A 15,281-nucleotide genomic window follows, 5' to 3' on the forward strand; every position below is an offset into this window, starting at 1 on the left:
GCCCCATGGACACATCAGCCATGCTCAGCATTGTTAAAAAACTCACCTCGACCAACAGCATTGGTGAGCTGGCTACCGCTTTTGTCCAAAACGCTTCCGACTCGCTGGAAAGCGGCCATATCATGGTCTTCCAGCGCCCCGCGTCTCACAATGAGCTGCTGCCGCTGGCATGCAGCCATGGCAATTCGGCCGACTATCCCTGCGTTTCCATGGATGAAATCAACAACCCATTGGTCTACGCGCTCATCAGCGGCAAAAAATGCTTTATCAACACCATGGCCCGCCTGATCGATGTGGGCATAGGGTTTGAACAGTTCCGCAGCTGCGGCACCTTCGGCGACGCGCTTGTCGTTTTTCCCATTTTCGATCAGAAAAAAAAGGCGCTTGGCATCCTGGCCGCCCGCGGCCCGCGTCCCCACATTGAAGCCTGGAGCCAGGATACGCTGTGGTCCGAGCTGATCCCCATCTTCACCCAGCTTTTTTCCAGCCTGACCACCAACATCCTGCAAGACAAAACGGCTCGCGCCGAACAGGCTTTTTTACAGGAACGGTTGGAGAAAAAAGTCGAAGAACAGGCACGGCGTTTTGTCATGACCGAGTACGTCGGCTCCAGCCCGTCAACCAAGCGCATCCGCTCGGAAATACTCGACCTGGCCAACTCCTCCTTGTCTGTGCTCATCACCGGAGAAACCGGTGTCGGTAAAGACCATGTCGCTTCACTGATCCATAAAACCTCGCCGCGTGGCACGGCACCGTTTGTGCCCGTCAATTGCGCAGCCATCTCCAAAGACCTGATCGAATCTGAACTCTTTGGCAGCGTCAAAGGCGCATTCACCGGCGCACAACTGCGCGCCGGGCTGGTTGCAGCGGCAAACGGCGGCACCCTGTTTCTGGACGAAATTGGCGACATGCCAATCGCCCTTCAGGTCTCGCTGCTGCGCCTGCTGAACGAAAAAAAATACCGCCCTGTGGGCAGCAACCAGGAACAGACCAGCGACTTCCGCCTGATCTGCGCCACCAACAAACCGCTGCCCGAGCTGATCAAACAGGGGCTGTTCCGCGAAGACCTGTACTTCCGCATCCGGCAGGCCTTGCTCGAGCTGCCGCCGCTGCGCCAGCGCGCGGTCGATATCAGCCCGCTGTGCTGGTACCTGATCCAGCAGTACAACAGCGACCACCAGCGCCACATTGCCGGCATTGAAGTCTCGGCCATCGACCTGTTTCGCCTGTACGACTTTCCCGGCAACGTGCGTGAGCTGAAATACCTGATACTGGCGGCCTGTGAAAGAACCACGACCGCCTCCATGATCACCAGAGAAACCGTCGGTTCTGTGCTCAACAAAATAGAAGGGTCGGCCATCCACAAAATGCCCGACCCCAGCGCTGTGGACATGCCCAGCCCGCAGGACCTGGAAGCATTGCTGCGAACCAACAATCTACCCGCCGCATTAGACCATTTTGAACAATTGCTCATTCGCATGCGTCTGAGCATGTCCAACGGATCCAGGCAACTGGCCGCAGACAGCCTGGGCATACCCAAACGCACCCTTGCCCGTAAATGCCAGCGCTGGAACTTAGGAATTGACTCCAAATGAAAAAAACACTGACCATCACTTTACTTGCATTGCTGCCGCTGGCAGCGCCGGCCCAGCCGGCCGCCGGCACAACGCCAGCCGGTGCAGCACCAGCCAACGCAACACTGACCCTGCAGGACTGCACCCAGATCCGCTCCTCACTGGAGCGCCTGGCCTGTTTTGACAAAGTGGCGGGCACCCCTGCCGTCATCGATGCAGGCCGCCCGGCCATCAGCACCAGCCCGCAGCACTCACCCATCATGCAACTGGTGCAAAACAACGAAGCCAACCGCCCCGCGGAAGACAGCCGCTTCATCATTTCGGAAGCGCCCGAACCCGATGGCGGCACCCAGGTCGTTATCTCGGCCCCGGCGCTCGGCTCCATCCCGCCGCGCCCCTATCTCACCGTCAGTTGCCTGACCAACATCACCCGGCTGCAATTTGTCACCGCCCAGCCCGTGCAGCGCAACGTCATCCGCGTGCGGCTGCTGATTGACGGCAAGCCCATCGGCCCCCAGAGCACCTGGCAGGTCATGCATTCAGGCGAAGTGGTCGATGCCGGCAGAGGCCTGCACGCCATTGACCTGGTACGGCGCCTGGGCTACGGGCAGCGCCTGAGCGTTGAAAGCGACGAAGAACTTTTAAACGGCCTCGTGTTCGACACCACGGGCCTGGCACAACACATCAACCGGGAGCGTGAGGCATGTCACTGGTAAGCGCCCCCGCGGCAACGCCCAATCCAATGATCCTGTCGCTGCTCGCCCCCATTGAAGGCAAGCAGCCGGAGGGGCTGTTCGACGAAGACAATGAAATCTATCTCAAGCTTGACGACGAGATGATCAAGCTCGGCGGGCTGCAAAACAGCACCATCGACTGGGACTATGTCGAAACAAACGCCAAAACCTATCTGAGCACGCAGTGCAAGCACCTGCGCGTGGTGGGGCACCTGATCAACTGCTGGCTGAGAAAACGCACCTGGGCCGCCTGGAGCAACGCCTGCGCACTGCTGGCCGGCTTTACCGATACCTACCTGGAAAGCGGTTACCCCAAACCCGGGGCCAAAGGCGTGCCGCACAAACGCAAGCTCATCACCACACTGACCGACCGGATCAAAAACACCTTTGAGGAGCTCGCCGGCGGCAAAGAGCAGGACAAAACAGCGCTGCAGGCGGCCGCACAGGCACTGGAACACTTCCAGGCCGTGCTTGCAAAGCAGGGCTTCAATACAGCAACGCAGGACACGCTGGCGTCCATGCTGAAAAAAACCGCTGCCCTCATCAGCGCCCCGCAGCCCTCAGCCAATGCACCGAAAGCCTCGCCCAACCAGCAAGGCGGCAAAACACTCAGCTCTGAATTTTTTGCTTCCAGCCACAGCAGCGGCCCGCTGTCTGCCAGCAACGAAAGAGAAACCCGCAAAACGCTGCTGGCCATTGCCGAAATCGCCAACGCGCAGGACGCTTACGACCCCGTCGGCTACATGATCCGCCGTTATGCATTGTGGGCGCACATCACCTCCACGCCCATCATCAAACGCGACCGCATCACCGAGCTCATGCCCATTGCGGCCGAAACAGCACACAGCTATCAGGAAGCCATCGACAGCAACCGCATCGACCCGGCACTGCTGCAACGCGTTGAAAAAAGCGTCACCTCCAGCATCTACTGGTTCAAAGGCAGCTACCTGGCCTACACCATTGCCACCCGGCTGGACATGAACGAAGCCGCCGAAGCGATCCGCCTGGCTACCGTGCGCTTTATCCGCCGCATACCCATGCTGCTTGAACTGCAGTTCAGCGACGGCCAGCCCTTTGTCGACGAACAAACCCATGCCTGGATCAGTGCGCCGGCACCCACCGCATCGGCAGAGCCCGCAGCGCCGGCTATTAACACCGACTTTGCCGAACTACAGCAGCAACTCAGCGAGCAAATGAACAATGAAGGCGTCGAATCGGTACTGCAAACCCTGCAACAACTACAGTCAGGGCAGCAGTCGGTGCGGCAGCAATGCCACATCATGAAAATCACCGCCGACCTGATGCGCGAGCGCGGCCTGACATGGCTGTCAGAAGAACTCGAGCGGCGCATAGAAAACTTAATGATTTCAACACTTGCTTCTCAATGGGAACCCGAGTTGTATCAACAGGTTCTCCCACAAGCAGATAACACATAACAACGACATACAGGAAAAAGGAAATATCAGCAATGAGTAGATTAATCAGTTATCTCAAACGGTGGTTACTCCCTGCAGTCCGGCAATTCAAAGTGTCGCTGCCGTTTTTATTTGCGCTGGCTCTACTGCTGCTGCTCATTGCCATCTGGTGGCTCGGGCCGAAATGGCAGATCGGCGGCTCCAGGCCGCTCGAAGGCTTCTGGTCGCGCATCACGGCCACCGTTATCCTGTTTATCATTCCGCTGCTGTGGTGGACTGTATCCACCCGCAAAAAATACCAAAAACTCGCCAGCGAACGCAAATACGAAGAAGCGGTTGAACTCGACCCCTGCCTGCCTTATCTGCAGGCACAGGAACGCCTGCTGGACTCCAACCTGGAAGTCCTCAAGGCCAACAACCTCAACAAAGACTTTCTCTATAAACTCCCCTGGTATCTGGTACTGGGCCAGGAAGGCTCCGGCAAAACCAGCCTGACCAACCGCTCCAACCAGAACTTCTCCCTGACCGGCGTGGTCAAAGCCGGCGTGCGCAAAACTGCCAAAGACCCGTTCCTGGCCTACTCGCTGGACTGGTGGGTCGGCAACGAAGCCGTGCTGATTGACCCGCCCGGTGAAATCATCAGCCAATCAGACCCCGAAGGCAACGACAGCGCCAAGCCCACACTGGCAGAACAAAACATCTCTGCCCAGGAATCCGCCCTGCGCAACCCCAATGCGCTGCCCACCGGCCTGACCAAACGCCTGTGGGACAACCTGATTGACTGGCTTGACCGCAACCGCAGCCGCCGGCCGCTCAACGGCATCATCCTGGTCATCGACCTCTCATCGCTGCTCAACCAGTCGCCCAGCGACCGCAAAACACTGGCCATCCTGCTGCGTGCGCGCCTGTTTGAGCTCAGCAAGAAACTCGGCACCCGCTTGCCGCTGTATCTGGTACTGACCAAGTTTGACCTGATTGACGGCTTTAACGAATTCTTTGAAAAACTGCCCCGCTCGGTGCGTGAAGAAATCTTCGGATTCACCTTCACACTCAAATCCGTCAACCACTTTGATGCCTGGCTGGAAGAATTCATCGTCGATTACGATGCCTTTGTAGCACGACTGAACGAGCAGGTATTCGACGCCATCGGCCTGCCGCACACGCTGGAAGAGCGCGAACGCCTGTTCTCCTTCATCAACCAGTTGGCCGGCATGCGCGACATGCTGGTCGGTTTCCTGACCGAAATGCTCGGCAGCGACAGCTACTCCACCCCGGCACTGGTGCGCGGCGTTTACTTCTCCTCGGTCTACCAGCAGGGGCTCTTGTCCAACGCCTTTGTCAACGCCGCAGCCAAAACCTACGGCCTTTCGCGCCTGATTCCGCAGGCCAAAGAAACCTCGCGCGGACTGATCTACTTTGCCCAGAAACTCTTCCGTGACATCATCTATCCGGAAGCCGGGCTGGCCGGAGACAACGTCAAAGTCATCTCCCACAAACGCAAAATCCTCATTGCCAACGGCGTTGTAGCTGGCCTTGCCACGCTGCTCATTATTGGCGGCTGGCAAATCTACTACACCATTAACAGCGACAAGGCTGCCCGCGTGCTCGCGCAGACAGAAGAATTCAGCCGCGCCTACATCGACACCAGCGTCGACACCACCGGCAAGAACCTGCTGCAACCGCTGAATCAGATCCGCGAAGCCGTTGCCATCTTCGGCGACTACCGCGAAGCCTGGCCCGCCGTTGAAGACATGGGCCTGTACGAAGGCCGTGTCATCGGCCCCAAAGTGGACGAAGCCTACCTGCAACTGCTCTCCAAGCGCTTCCTGCCCTCGCTGGCCGCCGGCCTCATCAACACCATGGACAGCGTACCGCAGGGCAGCGATGCACAAATGGCCGCACTTCGCATCTACCGCATGATCGAAGACCGCCAGAACCGCCGCCCCGCCATGGTGGAAAACTGGATGGGCCGCCAGTGGCAAACCGTCTACCCGACAGACGGCGTGGTCCAAAACGACCTGATGAACCACCTGCGTTACGCCATGCTGTACGCACAGGCCGACCTGCCCCAGTACCAGGGCAAAATACGCCACATCCAGCAGATACTGCGCCAGATACCGCTGCAACAGCGCGTGTACATGACCATGAAGGCCACCGCACGCGACACACTGAGCAACCCGCTGGACCTGCGCAACGAAATCGGACCGTCATTTGACCTGGTCTTCACCCCCATTGCCGTGGCGTCCTCCAGCGACCCCTCGGTCAATGCCTACACCGTCATCTATGACTCCACCTCGCAGCCGCTGCTGCTCGACGCACTGCTCACGGCACGGGGCTTCCGCGAATACTTCGAGCCGCAAAGCAAAGACGTGACCGAACTCGCCATGATCGACCAGTGGGTACTGGGTGAGCGCGACAGCATCAACTACTCCGATGCCGACAAGCAAATCCTCAGCGAGCGCATCAACACGCTCTACACCACCGACTACATCGACAGTTGGCGCCGTGCGCTCAACCAGTTTGAAGTCAGCGACTTCAAAGACATCCAGCAAGGCGTCACCGTGCTCGACACCGTCATCGGCCCAGCAGCACCATTCCGCCGCCTGCTCGAAACCGTGCACGACAACAGCGTCATCTACGCGCCGGTACAACTGCCTGCAAGCGTACCGGGAGCTGCCGCAGCAGCCGGCAACAGCGCCAAACCCGACTCAGGCAATGCCACAGCCGCCGTCACAGCAGCCAACGCTGCAGCGCTGCCGCAAACCACACTGCAAGTCAATGCACAACGCATTACACGTGCGTTCGATCCGCTTGCGGCCATGCTGGTCAGCAACAACGGACAGGCCTCCTCTTACGACGACGTCATCCGCTCGGTAGGCGCCCTGTACGAATACCTCAAAGTCGTACAAGACAGCCCCGACCGCGGCAGAACCGCCCTGCAGGCCGTGCTGGACCGCTTCTCGCTCAAAGGCAGCGACCCCATCTCCAACCTGCAGCGCATTGCTGTAGGCCTGCCCGAGCCCATGAACCGCCACGTGGCCAAACTGGCGCAGCAGTCGCAACAGGTCCTCATGATTGAAGCCCTGCGCGAGCTTGAAAAACGCTGGGATTCCGAAATCTACAGCTTCTACAACGAACGCCTGGCCTCACGCTATCCGTTCAACCCCAACAGCCGGCAGGACGTCGCGCTGGACGACTTTGAAAAATTCTTCGGCCCGCAAGGCATGTTGCAGAACTTCACCGACAAATACCTCAACGTATTCCTGCGTGATAACCTCAACGCCCTGTACTCCGAAGGACAGGGCCAGTACCTGGTACGCACCGATGTGCTCACACAACTGGAAGCCGCCAACCGCATCCGCGACACCTTCTTCAACAACCGCGGTGCGCTCAACGTCCAGTTCACGGTACAGCCGCTGGGCATGACTGCCACCAGCCGCACCAGTATCCTCAACGTCGACGGGCAGCTCATCCCCTACCGCCACGGTCCCAGCACCACGGTTGGGCTGATCTGGCCAAACACCCTGAGTGAAGGCGCCACCAGCAAACTCACGCTGGTTAACAGCGGCGGCGGCAGCTCCGAAATCAGCTACCGCGGCCCGTGGGGGCTGTACCGCCTGCTCAGCAATGCGCAGCTCACCGGTGCCAGCGCCACCTCGGTTGACCTGAGCTTCAAGGTCGGCAGCGGCACCATGCGCTACCGCGTCTCCTCAGAAAAAACCAACAACCCGTTCACCCAGAAAGTATTCCATGGTTTCAGCCTGCCCAGAACGCTGCTCAACAACGAGCTGACCGCTACCCCTGCAACTACGGCAAGCACAGCAGCGGCCACACAGCCATAACCCATAACCGCCGGCCACTGCAAAACCCATGGAACACAACCAGCCTCACCACCACCGCCCCAACCGCCCACCCGCGGTTGGAGGTGCGGTTGTGAGACAGCGCTTATAGCTCGGTAAACGCCCGAAACGCCAAGGACAACACACACATGAAAATCTATCTGTTAGACAAAAAACTCGTCAGCGAAATACGCAACCACATCACCCTCAGAACCACACAGGGGGTCGACACTGCACGCAGCGCCGATGAAGCCGGCTGCCACGTCAGCCCGATACTGACCCTGCTCACCGACAAACTCCTGCGCGGGCAGCGCATGGAAGAAATGCTCGAAAGCGTCGCCACCGAAGTCAAGCTCATCGACAAATTCTACAAAAAAGCACAAACCGACTCCACCTTCCTGCTTGACCACAAATTCAGCCTGGTCACCCCGTTCTGCAACGGAGCCGAGCACAAACTGCGCGAATCCATCCCGTTCATCTGGTTCCTGCAGCGCCGTCTCACCGCGCTCAAGCCCGACGAATCCGCCGCCCAGGTACGCAACGAAATACTGGCCAATGCCGCCCAGTACAAACTCGAGCCCGGCAACCCGCTGGTCATCACCGCGCTGGCAGCCCTGTACGGCCACGAGCAAGCGCAGCAAATCATTCGCAAAGACGCCGGCAAAGTCTCCGAAAACAACCCGCTGAGCGAAGCACAGATTGACCTCATCAACATCTGCCTGCTGCCAGACCTTGCCTCCACCTACTCCAAACGCGTGTGGGAAACCTCCGACAAAGCCCCGTTTGACATCTTCTACACCCTGCTCACCACCAACCCGGTACTCAACGCATTTGCAGCGTCGCTGGGCGTCTCGGCGCACCCCGTCACCACCCAGGTGGAAGGCAAAGACGTCATCGAATGCGAATACAACATGGAACTCACCACCGACTTCTTCCCTGCCATCGCCAACGACGGTGCACAACTGGCCGAACTGGTACAGAAAATTACCGCACCCGCAGCACCAACACCAGCAGCAACATAAACAGCCCGTTGCTCACATAAACAAAACTGGCTGACAACTGCTTAACAAACAGGCATCCCCATAAGGATGCCTGTTTTAGCAACATCATCCATAAAAGCGACCTCTAAAAGCGCTCATCACAACCATACATTTTGCGGCTTGAACCTAGAGTGCATCATCATGAGCAGGCCCCGTATCATCCGTATTTCTTATGAGCGGTAGCGGCCTGCACATTGCAACAACACAAACTGCAAATCGGCCTGGGCTGGCCATGATAACTGCCACTCTTTTACTGCACCCTGTTGCCCCCTGCCGCCCCCACCTGATATGACAACAAGCCGGCATCACTGCCGGCTTGCCGCACTTTATACATCCTCATACCCTGCACTGCACATATCGCGCACCACATCCCACACACCAGCCAGCGTACGGCAACCTAACCCCTGCCATGCTTCCTCTCCTCCAGCCATGCATTCACCTGTTCCTGTGTATGCGAGTAATGCCGCTTCTGCGGGAAAAACGCCACCTCCTCCAATGAAACCGCATCACCAAGGCTGCTCAGATCACCATCCTTCACACTCCAGAAATGCAGCGCCCGTAACCTGGGCATCGCCGGCACAAACGCCACCGAATCCAGCTCCGAAACAAAAAGCGACTCAATACCCTCATGGCCCGCCAGAAAAGAAAAATCATGCAGCAGCTTGCACTTTTCAACATACAGGTCAGACAAGCCCTGCACCGCATTCACCGCCGAAACATCCGCCAGCTTCGGGCAGTGGTCCAGCCTCAGCGACGTCAGCTTGTGCAAACCGGCAAGCCCGTCCAGCGACACAAAGCGCCCCCCGCTGATCCGCAAATCCTCCAGCCCGGCCAACTGCGACAAAAAAGAACAATCCGTATTCTTCACACTGACCAGCAGCAGGCGCTTCAACTTTGGCAACACCAGCGGCTCCATTTCGGCTGAGGCTCCCGTGATATAAAGCGTCTCCAGCCCCTGCATTGCGCAAAAATCAACCGCGCCTTTGACATACGCCATGCACAGCATCTTCAAATTCTTCAGCGCATACAACGGTGAAAAATCCGTCCTTTTAATATGGACGCCTTCTCCAATATCCAGCGCCTCAATAAAGTGCTGCCCCGCCAGCGCCGAAACATCCAGCGCCACATGGTCGCAACTATCGCCACCCACCGGATTCATCACCCGGATACGACCAAACCCGCGCTGCTCTGCATACGCCACCCCTTCTGCCACCCTGCTTACAGGTATCTCCAGGTAGCCCGTATGCTCATTCAAACGAAAACCATCCGCCAACACTTCACTCCCTTTGCACCGTGGCATCAACCAGCTTCACACACCCCAGAGCTTACTGTCAGGGCCATCATCAACCCCATACCCGCCAACAGCCATCCATTTTCAATTCGGCGCCAACAGCAACACCCGCAGCAACCACAGGGGCGACTTCAAGCTGACAGTTAGGCTGAAATCAGGCTGATAACCGGGCCACACGCCAGCGCCGCAATGCAGCAACGCCAGCCCCAACCTCTTTGAAAAAACCGAAATCATCCGCTCTGGATACATGCCCTTGCGCATCAGCGCTCAGGAACCGGCTGACTCAAATACCCGTCCGGCACCATGTACCCGGCCCGACGAACTTCTTCAATATAGAATTCTGCCGGTGGTGGGTTCTGGTAATACGCGGCATCATCGGGCGACATCGCCGAATAAATGCCTTTCCATGGCGGCATCTTTGCCGGTGGCAACGGCAGCACCTCATTCAGCCGGGGAAAGCGCAAGAAGGTATTGCCGTCTTTGCCTGAACCGCCTGCCAAAGCCCTGTCTAATTCCCTATAGGCATTTTTTCTGGCCTCATCAGGAGCGGTCTGCAACAGTTGTTGATCATATGAATCTTTCACAAATGCGCCCCAAAGCGCATTTGCGGCATCAGCACCTTTGGGCCCACCCGCCATTAATGCTCGTTGATACATTTCCAATACCTTCAATGGATTATTATGTATCTCGTAATAAATCGCCCGGTTATATAACGCTGCCGACTGGTTCTGCACTGCTGCACAGTCCATCAACGCGCTCTCCTGCTCCAATTGCTTAAGTCTGTCGCCGTAATTCAATCCCAACTGATACTGCGCCAGCGCCACACCCAGGTCTGCCGCCTGTTGCATATACGCCCATCCCAGTTTGCTGTCGCGGCTGAATCCAGCGCTGCCTTCAAGCATCGCGGTCGCCACCCATTCCAGTGCACCCGGCCATTCACGCTCCAGCCCGGCATTGATCCACGCACGCGCTTTTTCCGGCTCCGGCTTGAATCGTCCGCCACGCACCAGTGCGCCTTCGCTGTAGACAATCGTCAGGTTTTTCATCGCCAGATAGTGTCCGCGCCGCGCTGCCGCTTCGTACAAAATCAGCATCTGCTGGTGCTGTTCTATCGTGCGGTATTTGATCGCATGCAGCGTGGTCGCTGCACGGTACCATTCATGCGACGCCGGGTCGGGCGCTGCCGGTTCTATCCACTGCCGGCAACTGGTGCGCAAATCGTCCGCGCTGCGCTTGGCATCAAACGGTTTGGCTTCACCGAACAGGTGTGCAATATTTTGGACAATGTCTTTCTGCGTGGTCTGCATAGCCTGATTTAGCGGCTCACAATAGGCAATACCCATCGGCAAGCACAACATACACGTGACACTTGCACCAAGCAGCCATTTTCTCCAAAAGGAATGGACGAAGCGCATGATCAAATTCAGTCAACCCCCAGCACCGGCTTGCTCAGGTAGTCATCACTGACCAGATACCCGCCAGAACGGCGAATGTCGTTGATGTAAGTCTGCGGGCTCGGCGGGTTGCGATAGTACTTCGCGTCATCTGGCGACATCGCTGAATAAATGCCTTTCCATGGTGGCATCTTTGCCGGTGGCAGCGGCAGCACCTCATTCAGCCGGGGAAAGCGCAAGAAGGTATTGCCGTCTTTGCCTGATCCGCCTGCCAAAGCTCTCTCCAATTCCCTATAGGCATTTTTCCTGCTTTCATCTGGAGATGTTTTTAATTCTAGACCGCTACCTGAATTTTCAACAAACGCGCCAAACATCACATAGCCTGCATCTGCACCTTTAGGCCCGCCCGCCATTAATGTTCGCTGATATAGTTCCAACGCTTCAGCAGACCTTCCAAAAATTTTACTATGCACTGCCCGGTTATATAACGCCGCCGACAGGTTCTGCGCTGCCGCACAGTCCATCAGCGCGTTCTCCTGCTCCAGTTGCTTAAGTCTGTCGCCGTAATTCAATCCCAACTGATACTGCGCCAGCGCTACGCCCAGGTCTGCCGCCTGCTGCATATACGCCCATCCCAGTTTGCTGTCGCGGCTGAATCCGGCGCTGCCCTCAAGCATCGCGGTCGCCACCCATTCCAGTGCACCCGGCCATTCACGCTCCAGCCCGGCGTTGATCCACGCACGCGCTTTTTCCGGCTCCGGCTTGAATCGTCCGCCACGCACCAGTGCGCCTTCGCTGTAGACAATCGTCAGGTTTTTCATTGCCAGGTAGTGCCCGCGCCGCGCTGCCGCTTCGTACAAAATCAGCATCTGCTGGTGCTGCTCTATCGTGCGGTATTTGATTGCGTGCAGCGTGGTTGCCGCACGGTACCATTCGTGCGATGCCGGGTCGGGCGCTGCCGGCTCAGCCCACTGCCTGCAACTGGCGCGCAGATTGTCCGCGCTGCGTTTGGCGTCAAACGGTTTGGCCTCGCCGAATATGCGCGCAATGTCTTTCTGGGCTACCTGGTTGCTTGTCATTCCCGGGGTCATGGTCGGTGTTTCCTTTGAATATGCTGCTGGCGCAATGAATGCGCCTGATACGGCCATAAAGCAGGCCAGTAAAAACCAATAAAACGCAAGGCGGGTAGAGCGTGAGGCACGGATAGATGTCATGTGCATGGTATGTCCCTAGCCAACCCGGATCGCGCTGGTGTCACGGGTATCCTCAAACTTGGAAATCAGTCCTTGTATAGGCGCTCTATTCTTAATACGTTCATGGTTATCCTCTGCCGTAATCTTAAGTCTTTTATAAATGCCCTCTACATCATCTTGCTCTAAAGTCTTTTGATGATTCGGAAACTCTTCTGATACTGGCAAATCGCAATAAGCCTTCCACAAATTACACCGGTAAAACTGTGCGGTATCAATGTGGTCGGTGATCAGGTTCATCTCTGAATCCACCGCCATACTGCGGATGTTGAGGTTGCTCGAGCCCAGCGTCATGAACACATCGTCCTGTACCATCAGCTTGGCGTGCACATACACCTGCTGCGCCAATTTGCTTTCAAGGGAAGAACCATTGCTTGGAATTTTGGTATAAAACATGAAAAACACCGGGAAAATGCCCATCGCCTCCAGTTCGCTGCGCGGAATTTTCCGCTCTTCAGCGTTCATCGTATCACCATAGCGCGTGCGGTCGCTCTCAGGCCCGCCCTGCTGGAAAGCCCAGTCGGGATTATTCTCATAAAAATTTTTGTCGCGCTGGCGACGCGGGTCATCTTCGTCATCGTAATACATTTCATGCTCGGCCACCGGAAACTGCAGCCCCACGCCCAGTTCATTGGCCATCTGCTGTGCCCGGAACACCTGCGCATCACGCTCGGGCTTGCAGGTGCCCATGAATATGTATAGGTTGCCGGTGTAGCCTTTGTCGCGCCGCTGCTTCCACCAGTATTTGATATGACGCGCCAGCTTGGAATACTGGCAGTACTGGTTGACGATAAAAATATAATTCTCTGCATGGCGGGTGACCTGCAGGTAGGCGTCTTTCACCTCTTTTTCCTGAGCGCCGTCAAATTCATGCGTGGGCAGGGTTCGCACAATTTGGCCCCGCGCCGTCCAGGTATTGGTGGTATTGTTGCTGATTTCCTCATAATGCTGGCGACGGTTGGCACGCAAAACTTCAGCATCTTCCGCTTCAAGCGCACGCCTTTCATGCATGCTGATTTTGCCCAGCGGACCGGTGCCCTTGAAAGTAAAACGGCTGGCCCAGGCATCGCAGAAATTCTCGTTCATGTCAATCAGCAGCGGGCCGCGCACTCTCATTGAAAAATCGTGGTACGGTGCGAAATCCATCTCGCTGCGCACATCACGGTGGACAAACGGAAATTCGCTCCAGTAACACGTAATGCCGTTATGCCCCATGACATAACCGTGCCGCTTGTCGTTGTCATCAAAATCAACCAGAATCATTTTCTGGTGGTCTGAAGGCATGGCCCAGATACCTGTTGATTCAGCGCCCACAAAAGGGTCTTCCTCGCGCACGGTAGTGGAATCAATAGCCCTGAAACAAAAGGCCAGACGGTCTAGAAAGGGGTAATCAGGATTTGTTTTCGTATTTCGAACAAAGTCAAACCACTGTTTGGAATAAGCCTGTGCATCAGGATGCCGGGAACGTAAATGCAAAGGACTGTTTTTGCTAAAGTCAGAAGATACATACCCGGTATCTTTTTCAATTTTTGCATCGAGCCGGTCCATTTTAGAATAGCTGCCTGAAGTGCTGGGCATTCCGATGATGTTGCCCGCCAGGTTATAACCGGGACGGAACCGGCAGTACCAGACGACCACACGGATACGCAAATCGGGGTTGTCTCTGAGCGCATGCAGCAGAATATGACCGTATGTGTCCTGCTTGCGCCAGGGTGAATAATTTGACGCAACCCCCGTTTGCACGCCATTGATATAGCGCGACTCCCACACCGAATAGTCACGTGAATATTCAGCGTTATTACGCACAATCGGCATTGCCGGATCAAACCCCCAGGCCACAATGTCAACAGAGCTTTTGGCATTTTTGATTGAATCTGCCACGGCTGCAAAAATTTCTGCCCCGCAAAGGTAAGGCGTCAATTCATTTCCATTGCGCACCGGATATTGCGCCCGGCTGAGATACCATGGCAGCACATTATTAACAACGCTGCCCGAGTTGATCTTCTGCTGGCTGGCACCGTTATCAATGCGTTTGCGCCGGTTACTGGTTTCATCTGACATTGGCATTATCAATGCTCCTAAATTGAAAATTATTCTGTTTATGCAAATTAAATCAAATTGAAATCACTTGCTTTGGGGCTTGCGGTTCAAATAGCGCGTGATCACCTGCTCTGCTTGAGTCAGTACGGCATCCTGTGAATCGCTGCCGACATGGTCCTCGTAGTAACGGAACCCCATCTGCCCCAAAGAACGTGCCAGAATTTCCTGGCGGTCTTCAGTTGGCTCCATCTGCTCAACATCAAACGTATGCCCGCTGATCAGTTCCACCTGGTATTTGGCGCCCTCTTCCAGGTCATACACAATAGCGGCTTTATCGTCAGTGAGCCCTTCTTGAATCAGGGCGCCGTCTTTATACAGCTTGTACGGCTCGCCCTTATAAAGCAGCCCTTTGCCCTGCGGGTGCGATGAAACAATAAACGCGGCCTGCTGTTTAAAGTCAACCGGATCAAACTCCATCTTGGGCAGATCATAGTTCACATTGAGCGAAGTCGGCCCTTTAAACGGAAAACTGCTGGCCTTGAATTCAATAATGCCTGGCGCATGCATGTAAATATGCCCGTCACAGATCTTGATATAAGCCCCTCCTGATGTCAGCAAGATCTCCTTCTCCGCTGCCACCTCCACCTTGTCTTCCGTGGACACGATCTGCATCTTCTTGTTGGCAAACAATTCCACGTTGTTCT

10 protein-coding genes are annotated in these 15,281 nt (G+C 56.3%); 5 read left to right on the plus strand and 5 right to left on the minus strand.

The window, feature by feature from the left end; all coding sequences use genetic code 11:
- The first annotated feature begins 20 nt into the window (after nt 1–20).
- The 5 genes from AACY98_RS10690 (at nt 21) to AACY98_RS10710 (ending at nt 8,584) form a co-directional block, all read left to right on the plus strand.
- Nucleotides 21–1,595, plus strand: a complete 1,575-nt coding sequence (locus AACY98_RS10690) for a sigma-54 dependent transcriptional regulator (RefSeq protein WP_339804889.1) — start codon at nt 21–23, stop codon at nt 1,593–1,595.
- Complete coding sequence (gene vasI / locus AACY98_RS10695) at nt 1,592–2,290, plus strand: type VI secretion system-associated protein VasI (RefSeq protein WP_339804891.1); 699 nt, start codon at nt 1,592–1,594, stop codon at nt 2,288–2,290. The genes AACY98_RS10690 and vasI overlap by 4 nt, the downstream gene beginning before the upstream one ends.
- Nucleotides 2,278–3,744 (plus strand): type VI secretion system protein TssA, encoded by a 1,467-nt coding sequence (tssA, locus tag AACY98_RS10700; protein WP_339804893.1) that lies wholly within the window; start codon nt 2,278–2,280, stop codon nt 3,742–3,744. The genes vasI and tssA overlap by 13 nt, the downstream gene beginning before the upstream one ends.
- Before the next feature lie 32 nt (nt 3,745–3,776).
- Entirely contained in the window at nt 3,777–7,565 is a 3,789-nt protein-coding gene (tssM, locus tag AACY98_RS10705) for a type VI secretion system membrane subunit TssM (RefSeq protein ID WP_339804894.1), read from the plus strand.
- A gap of 146 nt (nt 7,566–7,711) precedes the next feature.
- Nucleotides 7,712–8,584 carry a hypothetical protein gene (locus AACY98_RS10710; protein ID WP_339804896.1) on the plus strand — a complete coding sequence of 291 codons (873 nt, stop codon included), beginning with the start codon at nt 7,712–7,714 and terminating at the stop codon, nt 8,582–8,584.
- 415 nt (nt 8,585–8,999) lie between these two features.
- Here AACY98_RS10710 and AACY98_RS10715 read toward each other — a convergent pair whose 3' ends face one another.
- The 5 genes from AACY98_RS10715 to AACY98_RS10735 form a co-directional block, all read right to left on the minus strand.
- Nucleotides 9,000–9,902, minus strand: coding sequence for a hypothetical protein (locus AACY98_RS10715; RefSeq protein WP_339804898.1), 903 nt, complete (start codon nt 9,900–9,902; stop codon nt 9,000–9,002).
- Between the two features lie 251 nt (nt 9,903–10,153).
- The gene (locus AACY98_RS10720) at nt 10,154–11,251 is read right to left on the minus strand and encodes a DUF6396 domain-containing protein (protein ID WP_339804900.1); all 1,098 of its coding nucleotides are present in this window, start codon (nt 11,249–11,251) and stop codon (nt 10,154–10,156) included.
- Between the two features lie 65 nt (nt 11,252–11,316).
- Complete coding sequence (locus AACY98_RS10725; RefSeq protein WP_339804901.1) at nt 11,317–12,507, minus strand: DUF6396 domain-containing protein; 1,191 nt, start codon at nt 12,505–12,507, stop codon at nt 11,317–11,319.
- A 9-nt stretch (nt 12,508–12,516) separates the two neighbouring features.
- Nucleotides 12,517–14,604 carry a phospholipase D-like domain-containing protein gene (locus AACY98_RS10730; protein ID WP_339804903.1) on the minus strand — a complete coding sequence of 696 codons (2,088 nt, stop codon included), beginning with the start codon at nt 14,602–14,604 and terminating at the stop codon, nt 12,517–12,519.
- Nucleotides 14,605–14,661: 57 nt separating this feature from the next.
- A partial coding sequence (locus AACY98_RS10735) for a DUF2345 domain-containing protein (protein WP_339804905.1) occupies nt 14,662–15,281 on the minus strand: 620 nt, incomplete at its 5' end.

It is taken from the genome of Saezia sanguinis (genome assembly GCF_963921665.1).
Taxonomy (GTDB): domain Bacteria; phylum Pseudomonadota; class Gammaproteobacteria; order Burkholderiales; family Burkholderiaceae_C; genus Saezia; species Saezia sanguinis.

What these genes read in the sequence shown, in the direction of transcription:
- AACY98_RS10690 (WP_339804889.1), top strand. Translation starts at nt 21, where the DNA reads ATGCTCAGCATTGTTAAAAAACTCACCTCGACCAACAGCATTGGTGAG.
- vasI (WP_339804891.1), top strand. Translation starts at nt 1,592, where the DNA reads ATGAAAAAAACACTGACCATCACTTTACTTGCATTGCTGCCGCTGGCA.
- tssA (WP_339804893.1), top strand. Translation starts at nt 2,278, where the DNA reads ATGTCACTGGTAAGCGCCCCCGCGGCAACGCCCAATCCAATGATCCTG.
- tssM (WP_339804894.1), top strand. Translation starts at nt 3,777, where the DNA reads ATGAGTAGATTAATCAGTTATCTCAAACGGTGGTTACTCCCTGCAGTC.
- AACY98_RS10710 (WP_339804896.1), top strand. Translation starts at nt 7,712, where the DNA reads ATGAAAATCTATCTGTTAGACAAAAAACTCGTCAGCGAAATACGCAAC.
- AACY98_RS10715 (WP_339804898.1), bottom strand. Translation starts at nt 9,902, where the DNA reads ATGCCACGGTGCAAAGGGAGTGAAGTGTTGGCGGATGGTTTTCGTTTG.
- AACY98_RS10720 (WP_339804900.1), bottom strand. Translation starts at nt 11,251, where the DNA reads ATGTTGTGCTTGCCGATGGGTATTGCCTATTGTGAGCCGCTAAATCAG.
- AACY98_RS10725 (WP_339804901.1), bottom strand. Translation starts at nt 12,507, where the DNA reads ATGCACATGACATCTATCCGTGCCTCACGCTCTACCCGCCTTGCGTTT.
- AACY98_RS10730 (WP_339804903.1), bottom strand. Translation starts at nt 14,604, where the DNA reads ATGCCAATGTCAGATGAAACCAGTAACCGGCGCAAACGCATTGATAAC.